General features: G+C 41.6%; 24 protein-coding genes. 9 read left to right on the forward strand and 15 right to left on the reverse strand.

Going from position 1 to position 23,417, the window contains the following annotated elements:
- Window positions 1-232 precede the first annotated feature (232 nt).
- Window positions 233-1,612 (reverse strand): dihydrolipoyl dehydrogenase, encoded by a 1,380-nt coding sequence (locus tag FTU35_RS11680; protein WP_180064759.1) that lies wholly within the window; start codon window positions 1,610-1,612, stop codon window positions 233-235.
- Between the two features lie 209 nt (window positions 1,613-1,821).
- Between FTU35_RS11680 and FTU35_RS11685 the strand changes: the two genes are divergently transcribed.
- Window positions 1,822-6,285, forward strand: a complete 4,464-nt coding sequence (locus FTU35_RS11685; protein ID WP_180064760.1) for a hypothetical protein — start codon at window positions 1,822-1,824, stop codon at window positions 6,283-6,285.
- A 221-nt stretch (window positions 6,286-6,506) separates the two neighbouring features.
- Here the strand turns inward: FTU35_RS11685 and FTU35_RS11690 are convergent, their stop codons facing one another.
- Window positions 6,507-6,842, reverse strand: coding sequence for a TIGR01244 family sulfur transferase (locus tag FTU35_RS11690; protein WP_004783676.1), 336 nt, complete (start codon window positions 6,840-6,842; stop codon window positions 6,507-6,509).
- Between the two features lie 125 nt (window positions 6,843-6,967).
- Here FTU35_RS11690 and FTU35_RS11695 point away from each other — a divergent pair, with 125 nt between their 5' ends.
- From FTU35_RS11695 to FTU35_RS11705, 3 genes are read left to right on the forward strand one after another with little or no spacing between them, the layout of a single operon-like run.
- Complete coding sequence (locus FTU35_RS11695; RefSeq protein ID WP_180064761.1) at window positions 6,968-7,864, forward strand: alpha/beta hydrolase; 897 nt, start codon at window positions 6,968-6,970, stop codon at window positions 7,862-7,864.
- Entirely contained in the window at window positions 7,865-8,296 is a 432-nt protein-coding gene (gene trxC / locus FTU35_RS11700; protein ID WP_180064762.1) for a thioredoxin TrxC, read from the forward strand.
- Window positions 8,297-8,323: 27 nt separating this feature from the next.
- Complete coding sequence (locus FTU35_RS11705; protein ID WP_218618957.1) at window positions 8,324-8,770, forward strand: acyl-CoA thioesterase; 447 nt, start codon at window positions 8,324-8,326, stop codon at window positions 8,768-8,770.
- Window positions 8,771-8,855: 85 nt separating this feature from the next.
- On the opposite strand, the gene FTU35_RS11710 is transcribed toward FTU35_RS11705, so the two are convergent.
- Together FTU35_RS11710 and FTU35_RS11715 are read right to left on the reverse strand one after the other, a co-directional pair.
- Window positions 8,856-9,359, reverse strand: coding sequence for a DUF4442 domain-containing protein (locus FTU35_RS11710; protein ID WP_180064763.1), 504 nt, complete (start codon window positions 9,357-9,359; stop codon window positions 8,856-8,858).
- Window positions 9,360-9,371: 12 nt separating this feature from the next.
- Entirely contained in the window at window positions 9,372-9,860 is a 489-nt protein-coding gene (locus FTU35_RS11715) for a YajQ family cyclic di-GMP-binding protein (protein ID WP_004976234.1), read from the reverse strand.
- 92 nt (window positions 9,861-9,952) lie between these two features.
- On the opposite strand from FTU35_RS11715, the gene FTU35_RS11720 reads away from it, so the two are divergent.
- Window positions 9,953-10,267 carry a rhodanese-like domain-containing protein gene (locus FTU35_RS11720; protein WP_004976235.1) on the forward strand — a complete coding sequence of 105 codons (315 nt, stop codon included), beginning with the start codon at window positions 9,953-9,955 and terminating at the stop codon, window positions 10,265-10,267.
- 79 nt (window positions 10,268-10,346) lie between these two features.
- On the opposite strand, the gene mnmC is transcribed toward FTU35_RS11720, so the two are convergent.
- Genes mnmC through FTU35_RS11740 form a run of 4 tightly spaced genes read right to left on the reverse strand, consistent with a single transcriptional unit; the run spans window position 10,347 to window position 13,690 of the window.
- Complete coding sequence (gene mnmC, locus FTU35_RS11725; protein ID WP_180044510.1) at window positions 10,347-12,248, reverse strand: FAD-dependent 5-carboxymethylaminomethyl-2-thiouridine(34) oxidoreductase MnmC; 1,902 nt, start codon at window positions 12,246-12,248, stop codon at window positions 10,347-10,349.
- Between the two features lie 37 nt (window positions 12,249-12,285).
- The gene (locus tag FTU35_RS11730; protein WP_104853056.1) at window positions 12,286-12,741 is read right to left on the reverse strand and encodes a hypothetical protein; all 456 of its coding nucleotides are present in this window, start codon (window positions 12,739-12,741) and stop codon (window positions 12,286-12,288) included.
- A gap of 5 nt (window positions 12,742-12,746) precedes the next feature.
- Window positions 12,747-13,049, reverse strand: coding sequence for a YciI family protein (locus FTU35_RS11735; protein WP_004976238.1), 303 nt, complete (start codon window positions 13,047-13,049; stop codon window positions 12,747-12,749).
- A 29-nt stretch (window positions 13,050-13,078) separates the two neighbouring features.
- Window positions 13,079-13,690, reverse strand: a complete 612-nt coding sequence (locus FTU35_RS11740; protein ID WP_154321042.1) for a septation protein IspZ — start codon at window positions 13,688-13,690, stop codon at window positions 13,079-13,081.
- A 45-nt stretch (window positions 13,691-13,735) separates the two neighbouring features.
- Between FTU35_RS11740 and FTU35_RS11745 the strand changes: the two genes are divergently transcribed.
- The gene (locus FTU35_RS11745) at window positions 13,736-14,590 is read left to right on the forward strand and encodes a PHP domain-containing protein (RefSeq protein WP_004976240.1); all 855 of its coding nucleotides are present in this window, start codon (window positions 13,736-13,738) and stop codon (window positions 14,588-14,590) included.
- Window positions 14,591-14,695: 105 nt separating this feature from the next.
- Here FTU35_RS11745 and FTU35_RS11750 read toward each other — a convergent pair whose 3' ends face one another.
- Both FTU35_RS11750 and radC read right to left on the reverse strand, forming a co-directional pair.
- Window positions 14,696-15,604 (reverse strand): bestrophin family protein, encoded by a 909-nt coding sequence (locus tag FTU35_RS11750; RefSeq protein ID WP_154321041.1) that lies wholly within the window; start codon window positions 15,602-15,604, stop codon window positions 14,696-14,698.
- Between the two features lie 68 nt (window positions 15,605-15,672).
- Entirely contained in the window at window positions 15,673-16,371 is a 699-nt protein-coding gene (radC, locus tag FTU35_RS11755; RefSeq protein WP_154321040.1) for a DNA repair protein RadC, read from the reverse strand.
- A gap of 113 nt (window positions 16,372-16,484) precedes the next feature.
- Here radC and coaBC point away from each other — a divergent pair, with 113 nt between their 5' ends.
- A complete protein-coding gene (gene coaBC, locus FTU35_RS11760) occupies window positions 16,485-17,759 on the forward strand; it encodes a bifunctional phosphopantothenoylcysteine decarboxylase/phosphopantothenate--cysteine ligase CoaBC (RefSeq protein ID WP_004976244.1) in 1,275 nt (424 codons plus the stop codon).
- 76 nt (window positions 17,760-17,835) lie between these two features.
- Here the strand turns inward: coaBC and secB are convergent, their stop codons facing one another.
- The 4 genes from secB to rsgA form a co-directional block, all read right to left on the reverse strand.
- On the reverse strand, window positions 17,836-18,294 hold the full coding sequence (gene secB / locus FTU35_RS11765) for a protein-export chaperone SecB (protein WP_004976246.1): 459 nt from the start codon (window positions 18,292-18,294) through the stop codon (window positions 17,836-17,838).
- A gap of 34 nt (window positions 18,295-18,328) precedes the next feature.
- Complete coding sequence (grxC, locus tag FTU35_RS11770; RefSeq protein WP_004976247.1) at window positions 18,329-18,583, reverse strand: glutaredoxin 3; 255 nt, start codon at window positions 18,581-18,583, stop codon at window positions 18,329-18,331.
- Between the two features lie 33 nt (window positions 18,584-18,616).
- Entirely contained in the window at window positions 18,617-19,024 is a 408-nt protein-coding gene (locus FTU35_RS11775; RefSeq protein WP_004976250.1) for a rhodanese-like domain-containing protein, read from the reverse strand.
- A 94-nt stretch (window positions 19,025-19,118) separates the two neighbouring features.
- Window positions 19,119-20,177: a small ribosomal subunit biogenesis GTPase RsgA gene (gene rsgA / locus FTU35_RS11780; protein WP_154321039.1), complete on the reverse strand. Its 1,059-nt coding sequence runs from the start codon at window positions 20,175-20,177 to the stop codon at window positions 19,119-19,121.
- A 123-nt stretch (window positions 20,178-20,300) separates the two neighbouring features.
- On the opposite strand from rsgA, the gene orn reads away from it, so the two are divergent.
- On the forward strand, window positions 20,301-20,858 hold the full coding sequence (orn, locus tag FTU35_RS11785) for an oligoribonuclease (protein WP_004976254.1): 558 nt from the start codon (window positions 20,301-20,303) through the stop codon (window positions 20,856-20,858).
- A gap of 210 nt (window positions 20,859-21,068) precedes the next feature.
- Here orn and FTU35_RS11790 read toward each other — a convergent pair whose 3' ends face one another.
- A complete protein-coding gene (locus tag FTU35_RS11790; RefSeq protein ID WP_131261957.1) occupies window positions 21,069-21,944 on the reverse strand; it encodes a metal-dependent hydrolase in 876 nt (291 codons plus the stop codon).
- Window positions 21,945-22,076: 132 nt separating this feature from the next.
- On the opposite strand from FTU35_RS11790, the gene FTU35_RS11795 reads away from it, so the two are divergent.
- Window positions 22,077-23,141 carry an AraC family transcriptional regulator gene (locus FTU35_RS11795; RefSeq protein WP_131261958.1) on the forward strand — a complete coding sequence of 355 codons (1,065 nt, stop codon included), beginning with the start codon at window positions 22,077-22,079 and terminating at the stop codon, window positions 23,139-23,141.
- Window positions 23,142-23,417: the final 276 nt, after the last annotated feature.

Genomic DNA, 23,417 nt, shown 5'->3' on the forward strand with positions numbered 1-23,417 from the left:
GAAGTGAAACCTCTTCGCGCTGATGGTAGTGTGGGGTTACCCATGTGAGAGTAAGTCATCGCCAGCTCATTATTCTAAACACCCTCAACTAGCGTTGGGGGTGTTTTTTTATGTGGAAAAGAAAATAAAGTTAGAAAAATAAAATTATAAAAAGAAAGGAAACATAAAAGTGAAGGCAAAATAAAACCATCTGAGGATGGTTTTAAATAGTAAGCATATTTTCCAAATTTGATTAGACTTCACGTAGTTGTCGACGTGCATGTTTAAATGCTGTTCTTAAACCTTCTTCTAGTGTTGGATGGTAGAACGGTTTATCTAAAATATCCTCAAGTGTGAGTTCTTCATCAATCATCCAAGCCAATAAGTGCGCCATGTGCTCAGCAGCATCCACAAATAATTCAGCACCTAATAACTTTTGACTTTTATTATCAATATAAACTTCAATAGCACCTTTATTTTTTCCTAGCACCAAGGCGCGACCTTGTTTTTCATAAGAAACAAAGCCTGTTGTAAATGCAATATTTCGATCTTTCAGTTGTTTATAGTTTTGTCCTACAGATGCCATTTCAGGTGAGCTAAACACAATACCCATGGGTGTTAATGTTTTAATATTTTCAATATTTGGAAAGCTTAAACAATTATGCACGGCTGCACGCCCTTCATGTGCTGCTTCATGTTGAATGGGGGTGTTAGTGTGTGCATCACCCACAATAAAAATAGCATGCCGTCCGAGTTGTTTGGTGTGTGCATCAATTGGGAGCTGTTTGATGTTGTTAAAACTCGTATCAATATTTTCAAGATGAAGCTGATCTAAATAGCTGCGTCTACCCGTAGCAACCAATACATAATCGGCAGTTAAGCTTTGTATTTGTCCATTTTCTTGATATTCAATTTTCACGCCTTGTTCTGTTTTTTGTAGTTGTGTAGGCAAGGTTTCAAATTTGATATTCAATTCTCGACTGAGTGTATCTTGTGCAATGGTTTGTAGTTCTGGGCTGCTGAGTGAACCAACTTTACGACTACGTGCAAAAATAGTGGTCTCTACCCCTAAGCGTTGCATAGCTTGAGCTAATTCGATTGCAATTACACCACTGCCAATGACGGCCAAAGATTGGGGTAAGTTCTCTAATTCAAAGATTTGATCTGATGTGATTAAGCGTTCGCCTAATTTTTCTTTCCATGCTTGCTCATAAGCAGGAGTAGAACCGACTGCAATAATAAAAGCTTTTGCCTGATATTGCTGTCCATTCACTTGAATTGTATGGGCATCTACGAATGTCGCAAAGCCAGAAATTTTGTGTGATGCTTCCCAGCGATCTACATCTTTCTGTGTTGCTGCGGTAAAGCGATCACGTAATTGATGTACGTGTGACATGATTTGTGATGTATCAATTTTTGCATCTACAGTAAGTGCAAATTCTTGTGCATGTTGTATGTCGTGCATGCGATTGGCACTAGAGATGAGGACTTTGCTAGGCATACAACCAACACGGGCACAGGTGGTGTCCCATGGACCGTGATTGATGATGAGTAGGTTTTGGGTGTATTTAATCGCTTCTTTATAGGCGCTAATGCCTGCGGTGCCTGCACCAATGATAATGAGGTCGTACATGATGGTTACACCTTTTTTATTAAATGGTTAACTAATATTTAATTTATAACCTTTAAGTTGAAATAACTACAATTAACAGCCGATATCACGATTTAATTTGTGGTTTGGAAGATTTACATTGAAAGTTTTTGTAATTTTGAGTAAATTCCGTTAAAAGCCGTAAACTATCTTGCGGGTCTGTGACATTTATAAAAACGATGGGTACGAATATGACATATTTTATTAACTTAAAAAAATTAGGGGTAAAGTCTACAGTATTGGCTTCTTCTATCGCATTGGTTGCGTGTGGTGGTGGTGGAAGTGATGGTTATTACAATACGGATAATAGTAGTACAACTAATCCTCCAAATAGTGGTGGAGACAATACCTCAACAACAGACACGTCACAGGTAGCAACACATTTAACAAGAGATTTACAGAGTGCGAGTAGTCAGGAAATTCAATTTGCACCAGATAATTCAAAAGTTTACTTGGCGGTTAAAGCTTTAAATGAAGATAATGGTGGTATTGCCAACAAAAATATTCGCTTATCAATTGCGACAAATGAGTTTGGTGTAAGCAGTACCAACTCTGTAGTTGCGACTGATGAAAATGGTGTAGCTAAATTTGAAATTAATGTTCCTGCGTTAGCACAAGCTGAAGGTTCAGTACAATTAACTGCTACTGTTGATGGGACTTCAGTTAGTATCCCTTACACTTTAAATATTAAGAAAAGTAGTACGATTGTCAGTGACTATAGAATCAATGTGACCCAAGGCACAGTATTAAATCTACCAAATGGCAGTGTGGATGTCACTGCGACTGTAACAGATGCTAAGGGTGGTATTAAAGCGAATCAGTCTGTTACTTTAAATATGCCTGAAGCGATGCGCGGTAAATTTATTATCACTAATGGCGCAGCAACTCAACAAACAAATGCTCAGGGTGAGGTGAAATACACACTGAAAGCGAGTAGTAATTTTACATCAGCTGATCTTGCTACTTTTGCGGGTAAGTCTGAAACATTAAGTTTTTTGCTAGTTGATGAACATAAAGCGGAAAAAACCGCAACAGCAGATTTAACATTTAAAGACACATCTCAGATTGTCTCAACTCTTTCAGTAATTAAGCCAGATCAGGCTGTTGCTGCGAAAAGTACAACTCCTGTAAAAATCCAAGTATTAGCAAAGAATGATCAACATGAGCCATTAAGTGGAAAAGAGATTCGTTTGAGCTTTACAAAGGCTGAGCTCGCGTATGGCGTTAAACTCAATAATGCGACTGCTAAAACGAATGCACAAGGTATTGCAGAATTTACGATTAGCACGGCCGATGTTACACATCCACTTGCTTTATCTGGCGCAGGTATTTCGTTAAGTGCAACCTATACAGATGGTATTAACCTTGAGTCTGGTAGCGTTATTGTTGATGTAGTAACAGAAAATACAAATGCTTCAGATGCTGATGCTATTCAGCGTTTAGAAATTGCATCTTCATATAAAGTGAATGCAAAAAAAGATGATGTTACCATTACAGTTAAAGCAATTGACTTTACAGGGTTCGGTGCAAAAAAAGGTAAAGTAACACTTAGCTTAAACCCAGAAGCACAATCAAATGGTGTTACTTTTGAGGGAGCAAGTGCCAAAGATGTTGATACTAATGGTATAGTCACCTTTAAATTGAAAACCAATGCAACAACAGTAAAAGCAGTTGATGCGTTAGTGAACGCAGGCATTACAGCAACTTTTACCACAGATAATAATGTAACTAATAAAATTTATATTGCTGTAGAAGATGAAGCTGTTTCAGAAGAAAAAGTTCGATATTTAGCTTTTGAACCCATTACTCAACGTTTTGATTATACAAAATCTCAAGTGATTAAAGTAAGAGTGCAGGCAGTTGGTGAAGGTGATAGTGCGCTTAAAGGCGAATCAATTTCTTTAACCCGTACAGGTTTAACAACTCAACAATTACAAGATTTAGGGCTAACCCCTAAAGGTAGTTCAACTAAGCTGACAGACGAAAATGGGTTTGCGGAGTTTGAATTCCAATATACTTTTGCCAATACTCAAGAACAGAAAGATTTGGTACTTAATCCAGCGGGTATTCGATTATTAGCAAAATCTACGAATGATAAAACACAAATTTTAGATTTAAAATTTAAAGAGCCATCAGCAACTACTGATGTTACTTTAGAGTCTTTGGTCATTGATACGGTAGGTTTAGCGACCTTGGCGGTGAATACACCTGTAACATTAAATGTTACAGTTAAGGCGACAGGTAGTGATGGTCAAGTTTATAAGAACCAAAAAGTTGGCTTAGGTTTAAATGAAGCTGCATTACAAAATGGGGCAAGCATTGTAGGTGGGGCATCCAAGACCACAGATGCAAATGGTAATGCTCCATTCCAAATTCAAATTACAGCTAAAAATCCAACTGAATTAGAAAATTTAGTTGCAAATGGTTTGACATTGGCTGTTAAAGGAGCTGAGACTGATATTACGGCTCTTAGAAAAATTGAATTGGCTAAACCTGCTATTGTTTATCAAGATTTGGCTAATTTGACCTTTACAAAAGTAGATGGTACTCCATTAGATACGGTTTCAGTTTTAGGTGGAGAAACACGTGTTAAAGTTGTTGCAAGAGATGTGGCAAATAATGCAATTCCGAATACGCCAATTGCTATTGCCTTATCTAGTTTAGTTTCTAGCCGTGTATCACTAAGTGATGTACCTACAACCACAAATAGTAAAGGTGAAGCTGAATTTACGGTTACTGTTTCAGAAGGTAAATATGATGAGAGTTTAATCAAAAATGGCATTATCTTTGCTGTCGTTGGTACAAACTTAAATAATGGTGATCGTCTGCAACAAACGAGTTCAATTGGTATTAGTACGCCTGCAAATGCTTTGAATCCACGTTTAACCGCAGATGTAAATTCAGTAACAGCAGGGCAAACTGTAAAAGTATATGCTTCGGTTAAAGATGAAATGGGGCTGAATACTGCTGCGGGTACACCAATGCGTTTAAGCCTAAACTCACAAGCGGTCACTGCTGGTGTGAAATTAGCTAGCGAAGCTGTGGTGGTACAAGCAAATGGTTCAGTGGCAGTAGACTTAATTGTACCGAAAGGTATTAGTTCTGCAATATTAAGTTCTATCGTAGTAACAGGAACAATTCGTGATCCTCGTGGTAATGAAATTCCAACGAATTTAACGTTCACGGTTCAGGATGCAATTAATCCTTATCACTTGACGATAGATAGCAGTCGAGTATCTTTGTCATCATCTGGTGATAGTGCATTTGTAACAGTTAAACTTCTTGATGCGAATCAAGGTGGAGTTGCCAATGAAACTGTAACTTTAGCGATTGATGACCCACGTAATGCTACGAGTATTAATGGTTCTTCACAAATTACAACAAATGAGTTTGGTGAAGCTGTATTTGAAGTATCAATGAAATCATTACAGGGAATATTATCAACTCCTGTTCTACCAATTGAATTAACAGCAACACATACCACTGCAACAGGTGCTATAGTAACTCAACCTAGTAGTATTCAAGTCCATTCACCAACAGTTCTAGCACCAACATTAGATTTAAAAATCAAGTCATCTAAAGATAAATTGAATCTAAGAGGCGATAGTGTTGAAGTGTCTGTATTAGTAGTAGACTTAGAAGGATCAAGTCAAGCTGGTAAAGCTGTAACTTTAACAATTCCAGCTTATAGACGAAATGGTGCTTATATTCATGGAGCATCAACTATTGAAAGTGATGAAAATGGTTGGGCAAAATTTACAATTGTTATTGATGAAAGCTTGCGTGATCGAAACTATGACTTTGCTACTGCTGACCTACGTGTAGAGGCTATTGTTAAGGATGAACAAAATACAGAACGACGTGTACCTCATCGTATTGATGTTGTAAATTCAGAAGTGCCAGTTACTGTTGGTTCTATTGCTGTTAACTTTAACCCAACAGAGATTACATCAACAGCTAATGGGGTTTATTATCAAAAAGAAGGTTCTGTTCAATTAGTTGATGTTGATGGTAAACCTGTTGCAAATCAGGATGTTGTTCTGGATATTCGTCCAACTTCTTATGTCATCGGTGAATGGGTGTTTGGTATTCAAAAAGATCCATGGAAAGTCGTGACTAAACCTGTTTTAGATGCAAGTGGTAATCCTCTAACTAATCCTGATGGGACACCTAAGACAGAAGATGTAAAAGAATTGGATGCAGTTTATCCATTCACAAACTTGAAAGGTTGGATTAAACCAAATGATTATTACTATCCATTAGTTAATACAACTCCTTCACAGACATTAGCAAAGAACGAGGCTATTACTTGTCCAATTAATGCGAGTAATTCAACTTGGATGGCTAATGGACAAGCATTACGTGTAGTTCGTTTCTTAGGTGGTACAACAAATAATAGTACGACACATCCATATACTGCGACTTATCGTACAGATAGCACGGGTAGATTTGATTTCATTATTGAATATCCGAAAGCTAATGCACAATGGGTATCTGTAGAAGTTGGTGCGAAGGCGACACTTGCACGAATACAAGATGGAACACCAATTAGAGGTTATACAACACTAACCCTTCCAAGTTTAGCGAGTGACTATGCTGCCGATGGAAGTTATGCTCCTAACCGTATAAGTCCATATACAACTTGTGTTAATTGATCTAACTAAAAAACAGCGCTTCGGCGCTGTTTTTTTTGAGAACTTCTTTTTAAAAGTTAAACAGAAGTTCCCATGCTGACACCCACAGTAGGCTTAAAATTCATTGAACTACAACCCATCAATGCAAGACTGCAACATATAACCAGTAAAAATTTACTCATTAGGTCAAGCTCTGAAATTAAAAGGAAATGTTAACTAAAAGTACATTTCCCCCAAATACCTTAGTCATCCAGCAGGTCCATCTGTTTCGCCAGTTGATATAAGTTATTAGAGCGATTTCCTGTACGGCAGAACATCAAGATCGGTTTTGGTAATTCGTTATAATGGTTAGCAAAGGTGCGCACATCAAGCTCAGTAATCTGGCCGGCAACTACTGGCTGGAAGACATAATCCAGACCTGCACTGCGAGCAGCTTCCTCAATTTGTACGCTGGTTGGCTGTTCAGGGCCACCTTCCATATCTGGACGGTTATTGATAATTGATTTAAAACCTTTTTCAACTACTTGAGAGATATGTTCAGGACCAATTTGGCCAGCAAAGCCTACATTTTCGCTCATGATGTCACTCCATTATGTCATTTATCTTGATATGCTTTATGATAGCATTAAGCTGAAAACATGATGGCCTAGTTCTGAAAAATTTATAAACGATTACAACTATAAAATAACGCAATGGAGCGCGTATGTACGCCTATACAGTCGAACCACTGTATGTCAAAAGCGGTCAGGAAGTGATTGCTGCGGATTTCTATCGTCCTCAACAGATTGACAAACCAGCTGTGATCCTGATGGCTCACGGCCTGGCTGCTTTACGTCATTTTAAATTGGTGCAATACGCACAATATTTTGCTCAGGCAGGCTATGCGGTGGTGCTATTCGATTATCGCTATTGGGGCGGGAGTACGGGGCGTCCACGTGAATTGGTATCCATAGAGGCGCAGTTAGATGACTGGCGCAGCATGATTTCACATATTGCGGAACGTAAGTCGATTGATGCCAAACGTATGATTCTGTGGGGAACTTCACTGAGTGGCGGATATGTGCTGAGTTTGGCCTCACGCTTACACAATATTGCCGCGGTCATGGTACAAGTGCCTTTTGTAGATGGTGCGGAAAGTGCCAAGTTATATCCTTTGCAGCAACTTCCGAAAGCCCTAAAAATCTCCAGTCAGGACTATATGGGAGCAAAGGTGGGGATGTCGCCCAAAACGCTGGCAGTGGTGGCGCAAAAAGAACTGTGTTTTTTACCGACCACAGACAGTTATGCAGGTTATATGTCAATTGTGAACCCCGACCATTACTGGAGTGGAGAAATTCCTGCTCGGGTATTTTTTAATTTGATTCGTTATCGTCCTATTCAAGAAGTGCGGCAAATCAACATCCCTGTGTTATTTATTGCTGCACAGCGTGACAGCCTGATTCCAATTGAATCGAGTCGTGAAACGGCCACCAATATTGCGCCTTATGTGCAATATGAAGAGTGGGATATGCAACATTTCGATATTTATCATGGTGAATGGTTTAAAAAAGCCATTCAGACCCAATTAGAGTTTTTACAGCAACTGTTTGGAGTTCAGTAAATGATTATTGTATGCCCTGAATGCGGTGCAAAAAACCGTGTGCCTGAAGATAAATTATCTGCCAACCCTGCATGTGGGCAGTGTCATCAAACGCTGATTCCGCTTGCACCAATTGAACTGAATGAGCAAAACTTCAGTAATTTTATTCAAAATAGTGATTTACCTATTCTGATTGATCTTTGGGCAGACTGGTGTGGCCCTTGTAAGTTGATGGCACCACATTTTGCAACAGTTGCCAAGCAAAATCCGCAGGTGGTGTTTGCCAAAATTGATACCGAGGCCAATCCACGCTTAAGCAGTGCATTCCATGTGCGCAGTATTCCAACACTGGTATTGATGAATAAAAGCAATGAAATTGCTAGAATAAGCGGCGCGCTACGAGCGACTGAATTACAACAGTGGTTGGATCAGCAACTCAATGCCCAGTCTTAATGCACTGTTCGTGCTAATTTAATGCAAATGTCCGGAGTGAACGTGTCAGATTCTCATGCAAAACCAGAGGGAGTGCTTTCCCTACAAACAATTGCCATGCCAGCAGATACCAACTGGAGTGGAGATGTCTTTGGAGGCTGGATCGTTTCACAGATGGATTTGGCTGGTGCGATTCATGCCGAGCGTTTTAGTAAAGGACGTTGTGCCACGATTTCCATTAACCAAATGACTTTTTTGGTGCCTGTAAAAGTGGGCGATGTGATCAGTTGCTACACCAAAATTTTGAAAGTGGGCAATACCTCTATTCAAATGCAAATTGAAGTGTGGGACAGCCATGACGATTCACGTGAAGCCGTGCGTGTCACCGAAGGCGTATTTACCTTTGTTGCGGTTGATGTCAAAGGCTCAAAACGTCAGATTCCTGAAGAAGCCAAACAGAAGTTTTTAGAAGCTCAGGCTAGTCAAGCATCATAATTATCAAGCTAATCAAACATCGTAATGAAAAAATCCCAGCACAGTAGCTGGGATTTTTTTATTGGAGAAGAAACAAGTATTAGGCTTATTTCTGCTTTAAATGTGATTTTGACACCCATGCCCACAACATTTCACACTGAATCGGGGCTTCGCCTGATTCATCAATCACACTGACATTGACCAGTGTTTCGCCTTTGTCGGTGCTGTGCATGAGTTGTTGCTGTTCTGGGCTGAGTGTGGCAATGGCTGTCATTGCACCTTGAGTTGGACGTTTAAAGTCCACTTTCAGGCTTTTAATCAGCACAATGGCACTATCAGGTACATTCATAGCAGTCACAAAACCTGTAGCAGTTTCGGCAAGCAGCGCCATAGCACAGGCATGTACCTGTCCAATATGGTTTTGCATGGCTTTATGATTGGCAAGACTGACCATCACTTGCGATGGGGTTACTTCTTGATAGCGAATTTTCGCAGTGCCCACCATCGGCACGACACGACCAAAGGCTTGACTCAAAAGGCGGCTTTGAATGCCTTTCGGCAATTTTGATGTTGCTTTGACCAGTTTGTTTAAGCGATTGGTTGGTGTCATGACATCCCCAAATTAATCTTTAAAGTTGTTAAATTGCAGTGGCAGACCAAATTGTTGCTCTTTCAAGAACGCCATGACTTGTTGCAATGTGTCGCGTTTCTTGTCGGTCACACGAATTTTGTCACCCTGAATAGAAGATTGCACTTTAATGCCACTGTCTTTAATGGCTTTGTTAATTTTTTTTGCGGTATCTGAGTCAAGACCATCTTTAAGTTTGATCACTTGAATCACATTTTTACCTGATGCGGTCATTTTTTGTGGGTCAAGCGCCTGAATGTCGACTTTACGCTTATAGAAGTGATTTTCGAGCATGGTATACACTTGCTCACATTGGAAATCACTTTCAGTGGAGATTTTAATCTCTTTGTTTTTTTCATTGAGGTCGATAGAAACATCCTGACCACGAAAATCGAAACGAGTACCGATTTCTTTTTGTGTGTTTTGAACCGCATGATTCACTTCAAAAAGTTCTAATTCAGAAACAATATCGAAAGAAGGCATAATGAAGACCTTTGCAAATGGAAACAATATCTGAGATGCTAGGGATGTTTTCTTCATTTGCCAAGTGTTGTTTTACATCAAAGGAGTGCGCAATGATCCGTAAACAAGAAATTACAACATTTGAGTTCCCAGCTGACGCGATTATCTGGGATGTACGTGATGCAAGTGCTTATGCAGAAGCTCATGTTAAAGGTGCTGTGAATCAGCCAATTAACGATCTATCAGCAGAGAGTCTTACTCAGGTGTCGGCGGATCAACCCATTTACATTTTATGTGGTGGCGGAAGTAAAGCCCCACGTGCAGCGGAAAAACTAGAAGGTTTGGACAGCTCACGTGAATATGTGGTTTTAATGGGTGGTACACGTGCTGCGCGCGACGCAGGCATGCCTTTGGAACAAGGTCACTAAGTATCATCAATATGAAGAAAGCGCCGTAAGGCGCTTTTTTGTTGGGTATCGTTTTATTTCTATTTTCTCTAAGCGAGCGTTAGCTTGAAGGTGGAGGAGCTTTAAAATAAGGCTTCTTGGTTTTCACCTTTTTCTGAAAACGTGTAGCTGCCAGTTTTTGTACTAAGTTTTTAGGTACAGCGCAGGCTTCTGCTAAAACTTGTGCCGCCAGTATTTCACTGCACAACGGGGCAAATAAAAAGCCTTTAGAACCGAGTCCTGCAAAGCTGTAAATTTCCTGATCATCACGCATTTTGCCAAGTAGGGGAAAATAATCCTTACTTTGGGCGCGTAGCGAAGCGCGACCTTGCCAAGTATCTACGGGTGCTAAGTTTTCGGCATACGCAGGAAAGACACTGTGGATAAGTTCGTAGTTATGCACATGGTCTTCTGCCAAGACGTCACAATCTTCCCGATTTGGATAAAACGATGCACCTAAAATCAGTTGATCGGCATTGAGCTGCATGCAATAGCCGCCATAGCTATAGGCTTGTGATAATGGCAAAGCCTGATCTGTATTATTTACCCAGCTAACTTGCCCACGAATGGGTTTAAGCACAGGGTAATGCTCAAAAAAAGCACCGCTTTGCAGCGCTGCACAGACGATGACATGATCAAACACTCCAAGTTCAGTATCTACGCTGTGTAAGATCAGTTGCTGTGCTGTCGTGGTGATTTGTTTAATTTGAGCTTGCTGAAACTGAATGTGCGGATGCGCAAGAATTTCATCACGCAGTTGATGTGGAGAAACTGCTCCTGCTTGCAATAAGTTTAAACTGGCAAAGTCGCTTTGTGGCGTAAGTTCGGTTGCACTCTGTGCTGCTAAAATACCTTTTGGGTATTGTGTGGCTAAATCCAGCAATTCATCGGCATGTTTAAGTGCCAGTTGATGAATCTGCAACGGACGAAATGCTTTGAATGCGGCATAGTGATTTAAAGCATGTTGCCATGCCAAAGTCATTAAATGATCAGCACTTTGATGAATTGGGCAAAGTTTTGGGTTTAAGAGTGCCAAAGGATTGCCAGAACCGCCTGCAAGTGGCGCTGTTTGGTCATAGAGCGTGACTTGATGCCCTCGTTGGGAAAATGCCCACGCACAGCTTAAACCCGCAATTCCTGCGCCTATGATCGCAATATGGCGCTGTTGGTTGCTTGTTGTGGTATTTGTTGTAATTTGAGTTTCGTTCTGATCGGATATTGGCTCTATTTCAGGCGCTTGCCAGATGGCTTTCAGCATTTCCCGTTTATGCCCAAAACCGCGTGGGCGGGTGATGTGAATACCGTGTTGTTTTAAGCCACGTTTGAGTACGCCTGCCACACTAAATGAGGCAAAAGTCGTGCCATAATCGGACAGTGCTACAATCGGGTTGAGCACGGTTTCCTGCCACATATCGGGGTTACAGGCGGGTGCAAAGCCATCTAAAAACCACGCATTGACAGGAGCAGTTTTAGCAATGACAGGAAAAACTTCCTGAGCATCGCCTAGCCATAAATCTAGGCTAAAGCGTTCATCTGGAAAGTTTAAACGATGACAGCCTGCAATAGCGGCAGGGTATTGCTGAATCAGCTGTTCAGACAGATGACTGAGTTCGGGCCAAGCCGCTAAGGCACGTATAAGATCGGCTTTGCAAAGTGGAAATTTTTCGACAGAAATTGCGTGTAAATGGCTGCGATTATTGGGACGTACCTGTTGCCATAATTGCCAGAGCGCTAAAATATTTAAGCCTGTACCAAAGCCTGTTTCGCCTACACAAAAATATTCAAAATCATTCAGCGCCGCTAAACGGATGGGTAAGTCATTGCCCTGTAAAAACACATGCCGTGTTTCTAATAAACCGTTGTCTTTAGAGAAATACACATCGCCAAATTGTTTGGAAATGGGCACATCAATACCATCGACCAGTTGCCAATCCAGCTCGGCAGTTTGAATAGGCTGAAACAAAACCAGAGTACCTTAAATCAAGAGGTGAATGCTCACCTTACCATTGGCGGCGACGTTTGGTATAGACATAGCTAGCAATTAAGAAGCCGAGCAATACGCCAACCGCGAGTGTTGCAGCACCGTATAAAAACATTTGCGCACTGCGTTCACTTTGCAGTACTTGAACTTGCACGCCTAAATTATCGTTTTTAAGTTGCAGTTCCTGATTCTGTGCCAAAGCATCGAGGTTTGCCTGTTCAAGTTGTTGCAAACGTGTGCTCTGATCTTTAATCAAGGCTTTGGTTTTAGCTTCCTGAAGGGCTTTATTTTTGGCAATTTGTTCTGCAGTCAGGGGCTTATCTTGTGCAGGAGTAACCCCATTGGCTGTTGCTACAGCTGCCGTGTTGGTCACAGCAGCAGGAGCAGGTGCAGTAGGTGTGGTTGTGGCTGGCTCAACTGCATATACAGGTGAACTGAGCAGAACAGCAACAATACTGGCAACAACGAAACGCATAGCGCTTATCCTTGAGGGAATGCTTTATTGAATGGCTTAACGTCAATGTGGCTATATACGCCTTCTTTTAAGAAAGGTTCATCTTGTAGCCAAGCATCGAGTGCTTCACGACTGTCAAAATCGACAATCATGGTGCTGCCATAAAAGCCTGCTTGTGGATTGCTTGGGTCTTTTGGCATTGCCCCCGCCACAATTAAGCGACCTTCGGCATCGAGTTGTTGCAAACGTGCAAGATGTGCAGGACGGGTCGCAAGACGTTTTTCCAGTGTACCTTCACGGTCAGTACAACTCAGAACAAATAAAGGCATAGTTACTCTCGAATATCGCAGATCAGAAATTATTCAGATGTTTTAAAGTATTTGCGCAATACAATAAACTGCACAATGATAAAGGAAAACATCACAATCATGTCACCAAAAGCAGTGAATTCGCCCCAATATTTTCCGTCCATAAATAAAAATGCAAAAAATACGTGTAGGAAAGACATGACTGCAAACATGGCTGCCCAAGTATAATTCAGGTTTTTCCAGCCAGCTTCGGTCAAGTTGAACACAGGCCCAAATAAGCGTTGAATCAGTGGTTTACGGTCTTTGCTGAACCATGGTGATAGCAAAAAAGCACCTGCAAATACAATGTTTAAAATGGCAGCTTTCAGGCGAATATAAAAGTCATCGCTTAACATTAAAGTAATGCCACCAAAAATTACGGTCATAAACAGCACAATCCACTGTTGTTTATCTAAACGGAATTTTTGCATGATGAACAATGCGCCGTACACCACTAACATCGAGATGATCAGACCTGTGGTGGCCACCAAAATATGGTTGTTATCGACACCGCCTGCAGAGCCGATGAGTTGTAGTAATTGATGATTAGTGTCTTTTGGATCTACAGTTTTGTATAAATAAAAGAAAATAATGAGGGGCACAAAGTCTAAAAGTGCTTTCATGTTAGAGTATCTAAATCTGATCAAATAAATGACATAGTATAAGTGATGCACGGCGTAGATTTACATACACACAGTAATATTTCTGATGGAACTTTGTCACCTGGAGAATTGGTGTCTGCGGCAATTCAGCAGGGCATTCATACCTTGGCATTGACTGATCATGACACAATGGATGGGCTGGCTTTGGCAGAGCAAGCGGCTCAGGGGCAAGATTTAAAGATTATTTCGGGAGTGGAAATTTCCAGTCAATGGTCACGTCCTGCCACTAAAAAAAGCTATAGCGTGCATGTGGTGGCGCTAAACATGCAAAATCCTGCATCTTTACAGGCGCTGCTGGAACAGCAAAAACAAATTCGTGCAGAACGTGCCAAACAAATTTGTGATTTACTCACTCCGCTGATTGGACAAGATATTTATAATGATGTACTTCTTAAAGTCGAAGGCGTAGCAGATCGGATTACTCGCACACACATTGCCAAAACTTTACAGGAAAAAGGCATTGTTACGCGTGTGCAGCAAGCCTTTGATAAATATATTAAAGAAGGCAAAAAGGCTTATGTGAAATTTGACGGCTTGAGTTTGGAAGATACGATTCGGGTAATTCATGACAGTCAGGGCTTTGCTGTATTGGCACATCCCACCCGTTATGATTTATCTGCCACCAATATTCGTTATTTGATTGAAATTTTTGCCAAATATGGGGGGGATGCTGTGGAATTGCCGCCTAATATTGACCCTGCATCGACCCGTCAAATGGTGGATCGCATGATTGCTGAACATGGTCTAAAAGTATCTGTCGGCAGTGATTTTCATGGTGAAAATATGCCGTGGATTAAATTGGGCAATATTCCGCGGGTGAAAGATGGTCAAATTGGGATTTGGGAGAGTTTTGTTGAGTAACTCCCTCATCCCAACCTTCTCATATAAGCAGATGTGATATCCATTATTAAAATTTAGAAAGGATAAAAACTCCTTCTCCCTCTGGGAGAAGGTTGGGAAGAGGGTCTAAAGCAAATTATTGTCCTGTGCCTGAATTGGTGGTGGCGTTGGTTTACCCAACGTACCCAATAATTCAATTTCAATGGTTCTTACCATGGCATCTAAAGGTAAGTCATTGCTTTGCGTGCCAAAAGGTTCTTCAATTTCAGAACTGAGCGCATCCAGACCTAAAAAAGTATAAGCCAAAATACCGACCAAAAGCGGAGTCGCCAATCCGAGTGTAGACCCTAAACTAAAGGGCAACATAAAACAGAAAAAGTACACTGTTCGGTTAAGTAGGACTGAATACGCAAAAGGGAGCGGTGTGGTAGCAATACGGTCACAACCCGTGAGTACCAAACTCAGCTCTGTGACGTGTTGATTCATTTGTGTGTAAATAATATCGGAAATTTCGCCCTCTTTAAGTGCTTGCATTAACTCCCATTGAATCAAACTGAGCGTGTATTGCGGCGCATTGGCTTGTTGATACAGTTGGGTAATTGCTTGCTGACTCATGCCACTGGTTTGAATTAACTCGGTTGGATTGGCAGTTTGATGACGCAGGCGGTCGCGCAAGACATTGGCAAATACAATGACGTGCTGAATGACGCGTTCACGTCGTGCTTGACTAAGTATACGGCAGTCGCGGTCAAAGTGGCGCGCGTTGGCAATCAGCATGCCCCAAAGTTTACGTGCCTCCCACCAACGGTCATAACAGGCAGAGTTTTTAAAGCCCAAAAAAATCGACAGCACCACCCCAATTAAAGTAAAGCCAACCAAAGGCAATTCTGGAAAATGAAAATAACCAATATAAGACAAACCGCCAATAATGGTGGAGATCAACATCACCAAGCCCAAAGGCGGTAAGACCTTCGGTAAAATCGTGCCCCGCCAAGAAAACAGTAAGTTAAATACACTGGGTTGATCGACTATCATTTTATTAGAATCATCACAATTTTTTGATGATCTTCTGTGCTTGTGCAGGCTTTGTCAATATGCAAATTTTAAGTGTGCTCAAATTTAAGCAGTTGTTGTTCGGCAAAGGAAAAATTACCTTCACTTGAGATGATACAGTGATCGATCAAACGCAGCTCTAGCAACTGACAGGCTTGCTGAATCTGCTGCGTCAGGACTAAATCTGCAGGTGAAGGTTGTGGTAAGCCGAAAGGATGATTGTGTGCAATCACAATCGCTGTGGCATGTTGACTAATCGCAAAACGTAGCAATTGATTAATGGAAATTTCACACGAATTTAATGCACCATAAAATAATTTTTTAAAGCTGATTTTGCGTAAACAGGCATCAAGGCAAAGCACCGCAAACACTTCTTGGGTTTCGCCCAAAAGTTCAAAACGCAGATACTCCATCAAGCGTTTGGAATTGCTAAGCTCAAGTGCATCTTGTTTTAAATGTTCGGCTACATAGCGCCGTCCGAGTTCTTTGACTGCCATGAGCTGTGAATATTTACTGTTACCCATGCCGTGAAATTGACACAACTCGGCAATGGGTGCATCGAGTAAAGTAGTGAGATTGCCAAAATGCTGAATTAGCAATCGTGCCAACTCCACCGCAGAATGTTGTTGCGAGCCTGAGCGCAGGAAAATAGCCAGTAGTTCGGCATCGGACAAACTTGCAGCACCATTTTGAATCAGACGCTCACGTGGCCGTTCTTGTTCAGGCCAATGTTTAATAGATAAATGCATTGTTATTTGACTTTTTTATTCTAAATTTGAAACTTAAATCCCAACAGATCTCTTGGGAATGACATTATTTAATGCTATTGTGAGCGCCACTGCAACAAAAAGGTGGCTTATTTGTGAGCTTCGATTTAAGCGTCCTCCCTCATAAAAATATTATTTTAGCTGTGACAGGCGGCATTGCGGCCTATAAAAGTGCGATTTTAGTGCGTCGTTTAAAGGATGCGGGGTTTAGTGTTCGCGTGGTCATGACCAAGGGGGCACAAGCTTTTATTACACCGCTGACCTTTCAAGCACTGTCAGGCAATCCAGTACATACCGAATTATTAGATACCGAAGCCGAAGCAGGCATGGGGCATATTGAATTGGCACGGTGGGCCGATTTAATTTTGGTTGCGCCCGCCAGTTGCGACACCTTAGCCAAATTTGCTGCAGGTCTGGCCGATGATTTGCTCAGTACTTTATATTTAGCCACCACTGCACCAGTTTGGGTTGCACCTGCCATGAATCAGCAAATGTGGGCAGCCAAAGCCACACAGCGTAACTTAACCACTTTGGTGGAAGATGGCGTGCATGTAATTATGCCCGATGCGGGCGAACAAGCCTGTGGAGATGTTGGTTTAGGGCGTATGCCAGAACCTGAAGATTTGGCGCATCAGGTGACGCAGTATTTTCATCAGGCACAGCGTGCTTTGGTGGAAAAATTTGGCATGTTGGCAGGCAAAAATGTCACCATTACAGCAGGCCCAACCCGCGAAGCTTTAGACCCTGTGCGTTATATTTCTAACCATAGTACAGGCAAAATGGGTTTTTCTTTGGCTGCAGCCTGTTATGCAGCAGGGGCAAAAGTCACGCTTATTGCAGGCCCAGTTAGTTTAGATACGCCAAATGGGGTACAGCGAATTAATGTGTCTTCTGCAATTCAAATGCTAGATACCAGTTTGCAGATGCTTGAACAAGGCTGTGATATTTTCATCGCTACAGCCGCGGTGGCAGATTACCGCGTGGCAGAAATTGCGGAACACAAAATTAAAAAATTAGGCGATGAGCTGAATGTGGCGTTGGTCAAAAACCCTGATATTGTTGCGACCATTGCGCAACAGGAAAAACGTCCGTTTATGGTTGGCTTTGCTGCAGAAACCCGCAATGTAGAAGAGTATGCAGCAGGCAAGTTGGTGGCGAAAAAGCTAGATATGATTGCCTGCAATGACGTTTCCCGTGCCGATATTGGTTTTGCTTCCGATGAAAATGCCATGACGGTATTTTTTGCCGAAAGCTACCGTATGGAAAAACGCGATTTGGAAAAAGCCTCGAAACAGGAAATTGCGCAGCAATTGGTCGAAGCGATACACGATGCCTTGTATCGAGATCCATCTCAGGATGATGATTTTTAATTTTGATCGTCCATCAGCAAACGGATGACATAAAAAACCGCTGAAATTTCAGCAGTTTTTTATATCCAATCGCGAATTAAGCTTGACCTTCAGCTGCAGCGGCTTGAGCACGTTGCATATTGGCTTCAAACTCGGCATCGAAGTTGATTGGCGTTAACAATAATTGTGGGAAGCTGCCTTTGGTAACCATATCATTCACTGCTTCACGCAAGAATGGGAACAAAATGTTCGGGCAGTATGCGCCAAGAATGTACGGTAAACGCTCTTCTTCAACGCCATCAATCAGGAAAATACCAGCTTGGGTAACATCCACAATAAATGCAGTATCGCCGGCGTTGTTGGCTTGAACCACAACTTTTAATGCTACTTCAAAGTGGGTTGGATCAATTTTTTCTGCAGAAGATGACAGGTTGATGTTCAATTCAGGCTGCCATTCTTTGGTAAATACTTGTGCCCCAGGAACTTCAAAAGAAATGTCTTTGGTATAAATACGCTCTAATGCCAATTGTGGTTGAGCTTGTTGTTCTTCACTCATGTTAAATCCTTAAGAGTTGGTTATCGTGTTATGTTTATGCCAATAATTGATCAAGCTTGCCTTCGCGATCTAACGCATATAATTGGTCAAAGCCGCCAATAAATTGGTCATTGATGAAAATTTGTGGAACGGTACGATGATTGGTACGTTGCATTAATTCAACACGTACTTCAGGCGCTTCATTCGACAAATTAATTTCTTTATAGGCAACGCCTTTACGCTCAAGGAGTTGTTTTGCACGAATGCAGTATGGACATACAGTCGTTGAATAAATAGTGACTTCAGCCATGATTGTTCTCCTTGCGAAAAATATTGGGTAAAACTATTTGCTTTTTACTAAAGGTAAACCTTGTGCTTTCCAGTTGCTAATACCGCCATCTAAACGATAGGCATCGGTATGTGCGACCTGTTGTAAAGCACTGCCTGCAACCTGACCCAAGTTACAGATAAAGACCAATGGGCGATCTGAGGTTTTTAACTCTTCAACATGCTTGGTAATTTGGCTATAGGGAATATTGCGGCTACCACTGATATGACCTTCACGGAAATCTTTGGCATCACGTAAATCAATCAACATGGCATTTTTAGCTTTGACTAAAATACCCAAAGATTGTGGGGAAATTTTGCGACCATTGCGTTGACCTTCTAACACAAAGAACAACACTACCAATACAGCCAGCGTCCCAAATAAGAAGGGATGATTCCCCATAAATTCGAACCAACGTTCCACAAGTCACCTAATTACAATGTCAAAATTGTTCAAGAGTATAGCGTATAAATATGGCGATCAAAAACACCGCTTCAAGGGCAGCGCCACAATAAAATTAATTTTTTTGTTGCGCTTCGGCAATTTCATCACACAGTCTTAAATAACTGTCTAAACGACGCGATAAAATTTCGCCTTCTGCAGCAGCCAGTCGCAGCGCACATTGCTTTTCATGTTTATGGGTACAGTTGCGGAATTGGCAATGACCCAACAGGTTTTCAATTTCAGGAAAACCATTTTGAATTTTATCTTGGCTCAAGTGCCACAAACCAAATTCACGAATCCCCGGTGAGTCAATTAAGGCAGCACCATCTCCAAAGCCAATTAAACGAGTAGAGGTTGTGGTGTGCTGTCCAAGTGCCGAGTTTTCCGAAATGATATTGGTCTTTTGCGCCGCTTCGGGCACGATGGCATTAATCAGCGAGCTTTTACCCACGCCCGATTGCCCGACAAAAGCTACCGTTTCACCTGCTAAACGTGCCGCTAAATGCTCTAAATTCGCATCGGATTGGGTTTGCATAACTTCATATCCCAAGTCTTGATATTCCTTGAGCAAGTCTAAAATCGGGTCGTTTTCTTTGAGTAAATCAGATTTGTTTAAAACCAATAAGGCGGGAATATCGGCATCGGCACAAGCAACCAAATAGCGGTCAATCAAGCCCGGTGCAGGTTCAGGCAAAGGCGCAAAAACAATCACAATCAAACTGATATTGGCGGCAACAGGTTTAACTTTGTGATAACGATCAGGTCGGGTCAATAAAGATTGGCGTGGATGAATCGCGGTAATAATTCCTAAACCTGTATTTGGGTCGGCCTGCCATTTGACCCGATCTCCCGTCACCAATAATTCTAAATTGGTACGAGTGTGACAGCGCCAAATACTTCCCATTTCAATAGGTTTCCAAAATGGTTCTGGCTCACCTGCGTGCACCACCGGTTTTTCAGGATGAATTTCAGGAACAGATAAAGCCTGAACTTCTAATTGACGACCATAGTGTTGTACCACCAAGCCTTCTAAATCATGTGAAGTGTCAATGTCTGCCTGACGTGACTTGTGTTGTTTTTCAATTCGACGTTGCTGTTGTTCAGTCAATCGACGCTTACGAATTAAAGCCATTCATATCCTAAAAAACCATGAACTCAGGATGGCAAAAATAGCATGAAGCGGGGGCACAGTTACAGCCAAGAAGCAAGAAATTTGCTACTATGTTGTTTTTAAGCCGAATAAGATTGCACATTTATGAGCAGCACGCCTGATACTCGCCTCATTTGGATTGATTTGGAAATGACAGGTTTAGATACCGATAACGACCAAATTATTGAAGTGGCTACCATTGTGACCGATGATCATTTAAATATTTTGGCAGAAGGTCCTGTGCTGGCTGTGCATCAACCTGATCGTATTTTAAATGCCATGGATGAGTGGAATACACGTCAGCATGGACAATCGGGCTTAATTGAGCGTGTGCGTCGCAGCAAACTCACTGCGCAGGATGCAGAGCAGCAAACCATTGAGTTTCTAAAAAAATGGGTCAATCCTAAAACATCGCCAATGTGTGGCAACTCAATTTGCCAAGACCGCCGTTTTTTACACCGTTTAATGCCTGAATTGGAACAGTACTTCCATTATCGTAATTTGGATGTTTCATCAGTGAAAGAGTTGGCAAAGCGCTGGCGTCCAGAAATTATGAGCGGTTTGAAAAAGAATGCGTCGCATTTGGCGATGGATGATATTCGTGATTCGATTGCTGAGCTGAAATATTATCGCCAATACTTTTTTATTATGAATCAGGACTAAAACCTTTTTCTGCGTAGGAGATGGAGCTGTAACAGTAACAGCGATCTCTTACGCTTAAACTGTGTTGGTCACTCATAAATAAGAAATAATAAGATATGACTCAGCATTGCCTTATGCCTTACTTTATATAAAGATATTAGAGGCAAGTTTGTATAAAGCTAAGCAATGCTTAGGTGTTCATTGGTTAAAAGCCAAGCAAAACCAAAAGCTTTATTTTCCTGCCTGCCAAAATGCTTCACCTGCCTGAATTGGGTCGCCTGTTTGCGCCAAAGTCTCAAGCCAGACATCATATTGCGCGATGATTGGATGTTGGCTAGGGTGAAAGTCAGGTTTAAACCAATCACGATATTGTGATTGCATTTTGCGTAATTTCCCTTGTTTGCCAAACAGCCATTGCAAGCCACGTACATTCATTTTAAGGCGCTGGGTACGATTAAACCCATCGCATCTCAGCATGACATTGGCGCGGTACAGGGTAAATCCGAACATTAAACCTGTGGTCAGCACCAACGCCATTTTTCGAGTCACTTCAGGCACATTGCCCACCTGTTGCATCACATCAAACGCCACATCACGATGTTCCATTTCTTCAATCGCATGCCATGCAAATAAAGCACGGACATAAGGATGTGCATCTTGCAGCGTGTCTTTTTCGCCATAAAAAGTTTCTGCCATAAGTGCGGTTAAATGTTCCGCAGCTGCTGTCATGGCGATGTTGTATTGGGGCGAGCGATATTTCAGTTCAAACTTAAACACTTTGTTTAGACGCTGAATAAACTGATCTACAGGCATGCCTTGATCTTTCATGACCTGATTCATTTTGTCGTGTGCAATGCCGTGCTGAGCTTCTTGTCGAATAAAATCGGCAACACGCTGTTTTAAGTCAGGGTCTTGAATTTGATCACGGAACAAACGTACCGATTGAATGAAATAACGCTCGCCATCAGGAAAAGTCAGGCTCAAAGCATCAAACATGCGGGTTAAAAACGGGTCACCTGCAAACCAGTAACGCGGCACATCGGCTAATTTAAAATCGAGATTGCTGCGTACTATGGGCGCAGCATGATATTGGACAAGTGCATTCATTTTATTTTATTTCACTCTGGTCAATCCTGTTTGCATTATGTCGGGCTTTGGCAGATTTGTTTTGACAGTATTTGCCAGTTTTTATACATTAAGCGACAAAAGAAAATGATGCATGTCAAAATGAGCAAGCACATGAGCGAAATTCAAATTCCGAATGGTTATTATCAACTTTGGTTACGCTATTTATCTGCACAGGGCAGAGTTCCTGAGCAGCTTGGATTTTCGCCTGCACAATTGCAGCAGTTACAGCATGTGTTGGCATTGCCCATGGATACCCAATCGTCCTATCAGTTTTTTAACGAGATCATCCAACACAGTATTCAGTTTTTAGATTGTCCAACGCTCGTTTTTGAATTGGCACGTTATATTCAGCCTGAACATTTTGGCGTGCTTGGCTATATGGCATCGCGTAGTAACAGTGTTGCAGAAGCCATTCAATATATGATGCGTTTTAGTCGCTTGGTGGTGGATGGTACGGCAGCCGTACCAATGCGACTGGAACAACAATCAGATGCTTTATATTTATCATGGCCATTGGTGGATGAAAAATACAGCTTGGTTCATGAAATGACTTTTGCTTGTATGACTCAATTGGCCATGCAAATTTTTGATTTTCAACACTCTCCGATACGGGAGATTCATTTTGCCCATGCACCGCGTATGGCGATGCTGCATTATGAAAAGTTTTATGGTTGTAAGGTTTTATTTAAGCAAGCGGAATATCAAATTGTTTTAAATTTAGAAAGCCTCAGTTTAAAACCACAGCAAGCCGATCCCTCTTTAATTCATTTACTCACCAAACAAGCTGAAGATGCGATTGCGTTAAAACCACAATTAGAAACCGTGCAGCAGCAAGTCCAAGAGCAGGTGGCGCATTATTTACGTTATGAACAGCAAGTGCCGAGCATTGAATGGGTGGCGCAGCGTTTATTTCGTTCAGGGCGTACGTTACAGCGTCAGCTTAAACAGGAAGGTACGGGTTTTAAACAGATTCTTGAAATAGAACGGATGCAGCGCTGTGAAAACTTACTGCGACAAAATGTGAGCCTAAGCGATATTGCACAGTTGTTGGGTTATTCAGACCAATCGGCTTTGGCGCGTGCCTATAAAGCCTGTACAGGACAGACCTTGCTAAAACGTAAACAGCAGTTGCAGCAAGCTGAGGATGCACTTTCTCTACAGCAAAATACGCCATAAATAGTATGGATTGGCTCATTATCAACAGGTGATTTCGCGCTAAGAGATTGAAAATAAGCTGTGTGTAGCCATGACCGAATCAGCTTTTGCAAGGTTGATAAAGCCTAAGATAAAACCTGAAGTTGTTTATTTTTATCAATATTTTTAAATTTAAAAGCACGATTGAGCAAGTTTCAAAAACCGATAAGCAGGCAAAATTAGGCATCTTTGATCATTGAGAAAAAAGCGCAAATATCAGTAAATGTAGCCTCGCGGTTGTTCTGAATAAATCGTTTT

This window comes from Acinetobacter sp. YH12095, assembly GCF_013419245.1.
Classification (GTDB): Bacteria; Pseudomonadota; Gammaproteobacteria; order Pseudomonadales; family Moraxellaceae; genus Acinetobacter; species Acinetobacter towneri.

Coding starts and splice junctions, on each gene's coding strand:
- FTU35_RS11680 (WP_180064759.1), bottom strand. CDS start 1,612: ATGTACGACCTCATTATCATTGGTGCAGGCACCGCAGGCATTAGCGCC.
- FTU35_RS11685 (WP_180064760.1), top strand. CDS start 1,822: ATGACATATTTTATTAACTTAAAAAAATTAGGGGTAAAGTCTACAGTA.
- FTU35_RS11690 (WP_004783676.1), bottom strand. CDS start 6,842: ATGAGCGAAAATGTAGGCTTTGCTGGCCAAATTGGTCCTGAACATATC.
- FTU35_RS11695 (WP_180064761.1), top strand. CDS start 6,968: ATGTACGCCTATACAGTCGAACCACTGTATGTCAAAAGCGGTCAGGAA.
- trxC (WP_180064762.1), top strand. CDS start 7,865: ATGATTATTGTATGCCCTGAATGCGGTGCAAAAAACCGTGTGCCTGAA.
- FTU35_RS11705 (WP_218618957.1), top strand. CDS start 8,324: ATGTCCGGAGTGAACGTGTCAGATTCTCATGCAAAACCAGAGGGAGTG.
- FTU35_RS11710 (WP_180064763.1), bottom strand. CDS start 9,359: ATGACACCAACCAATCGCTTAAACAAACTGGTCAAAGCAACATCAAAA.
- FTU35_RS11715 (WP_004976234.1), bottom strand. CDS start 9,860: ATGCCTTCTTTCGATATTGTTTCTGAATTAGAACTTTTTGAAGTGAAT.
- FTU35_RS11720 (WP_004976235.1), top strand. CDS start 9,953: ATGATCCGTAAACAAGAAATTACAACATTTGAGTTCCCAGCTGACGCG.
- FTU35_RS11730 (WP_104853056.1), bottom strand. CDS start 12,741: ATGCGTTTCGTTGTTGCCAGTATTGTTGCTGTTCTGCTCAGTTCACCT.
- FTU35_RS11735 (WP_004976238.1), bottom strand. CDS start 13,049: ATGCCTTTATTTGTTCTGAGTTGTACTGACCGTGAAGGTACACTGGAA.
- FTU35_RS11740 (WP_154321042.1), bottom strand. CDS start 13,690: ATGAAAGCACTTTTAGACTTTGTGCCCCTCATTATTTTCTTTTATTTA.
- FTU35_RS11745 (WP_004976240.1), top strand. CDS start 13,736: ATGCACGGCGTAGATTTACATACACACAGTAATATTTCTGATGGAACT.
- FTU35_RS11750 (WP_154321041.1), bottom strand. CDS start 15,604: ATGATAGTCGATCAACCCAGTGTATTTAACTTACTGTTTTCTTGGCGG.
- radC (WP_154321040.1), bottom strand. CDS start 16,371: ATGCATTTATCTATTAAACATTGGCCTGAACAAGAACGGCCACGTGAG.
- secB (WP_004976246.1), bottom strand. CDS start 18,294: ATGAGTGAAGAACAACAAGCTCAACCACAATTGGCATTAGAGCGTATT.
- grxC (WP_004976247.1), bottom strand. CDS start 18,583: ATGGCTGAAGTCACTATTTATTCAACGACTGTATGTCCATACTGCATT.
- rsgA (WP_154321039.1), bottom strand. CDS start 20,177: ATGGCTTTAATTCGTAAGCGTCGATTGACTGAACAACAGCAACGTCGA.
- orn (WP_004976254.1), top strand. CDS start 20,301: ATGAGCAGCACGCCTGATACTCGCCTCATTTGGATTGATTTGGAAATG.
- FTU35_RS11790 (WP_131261957.1), bottom strand. CDS start 21,944: ATGAATGCACTTGTCCAATATCATGCTGCGCCCATAGTACGCAGCAAT.
- FTU35_RS11795 (WP_131261958.1), top strand. CDS start 22,077: ATGAGCGAAATTCAAATTCCGAATGGTTATTATCAACTTTGGTTACGC.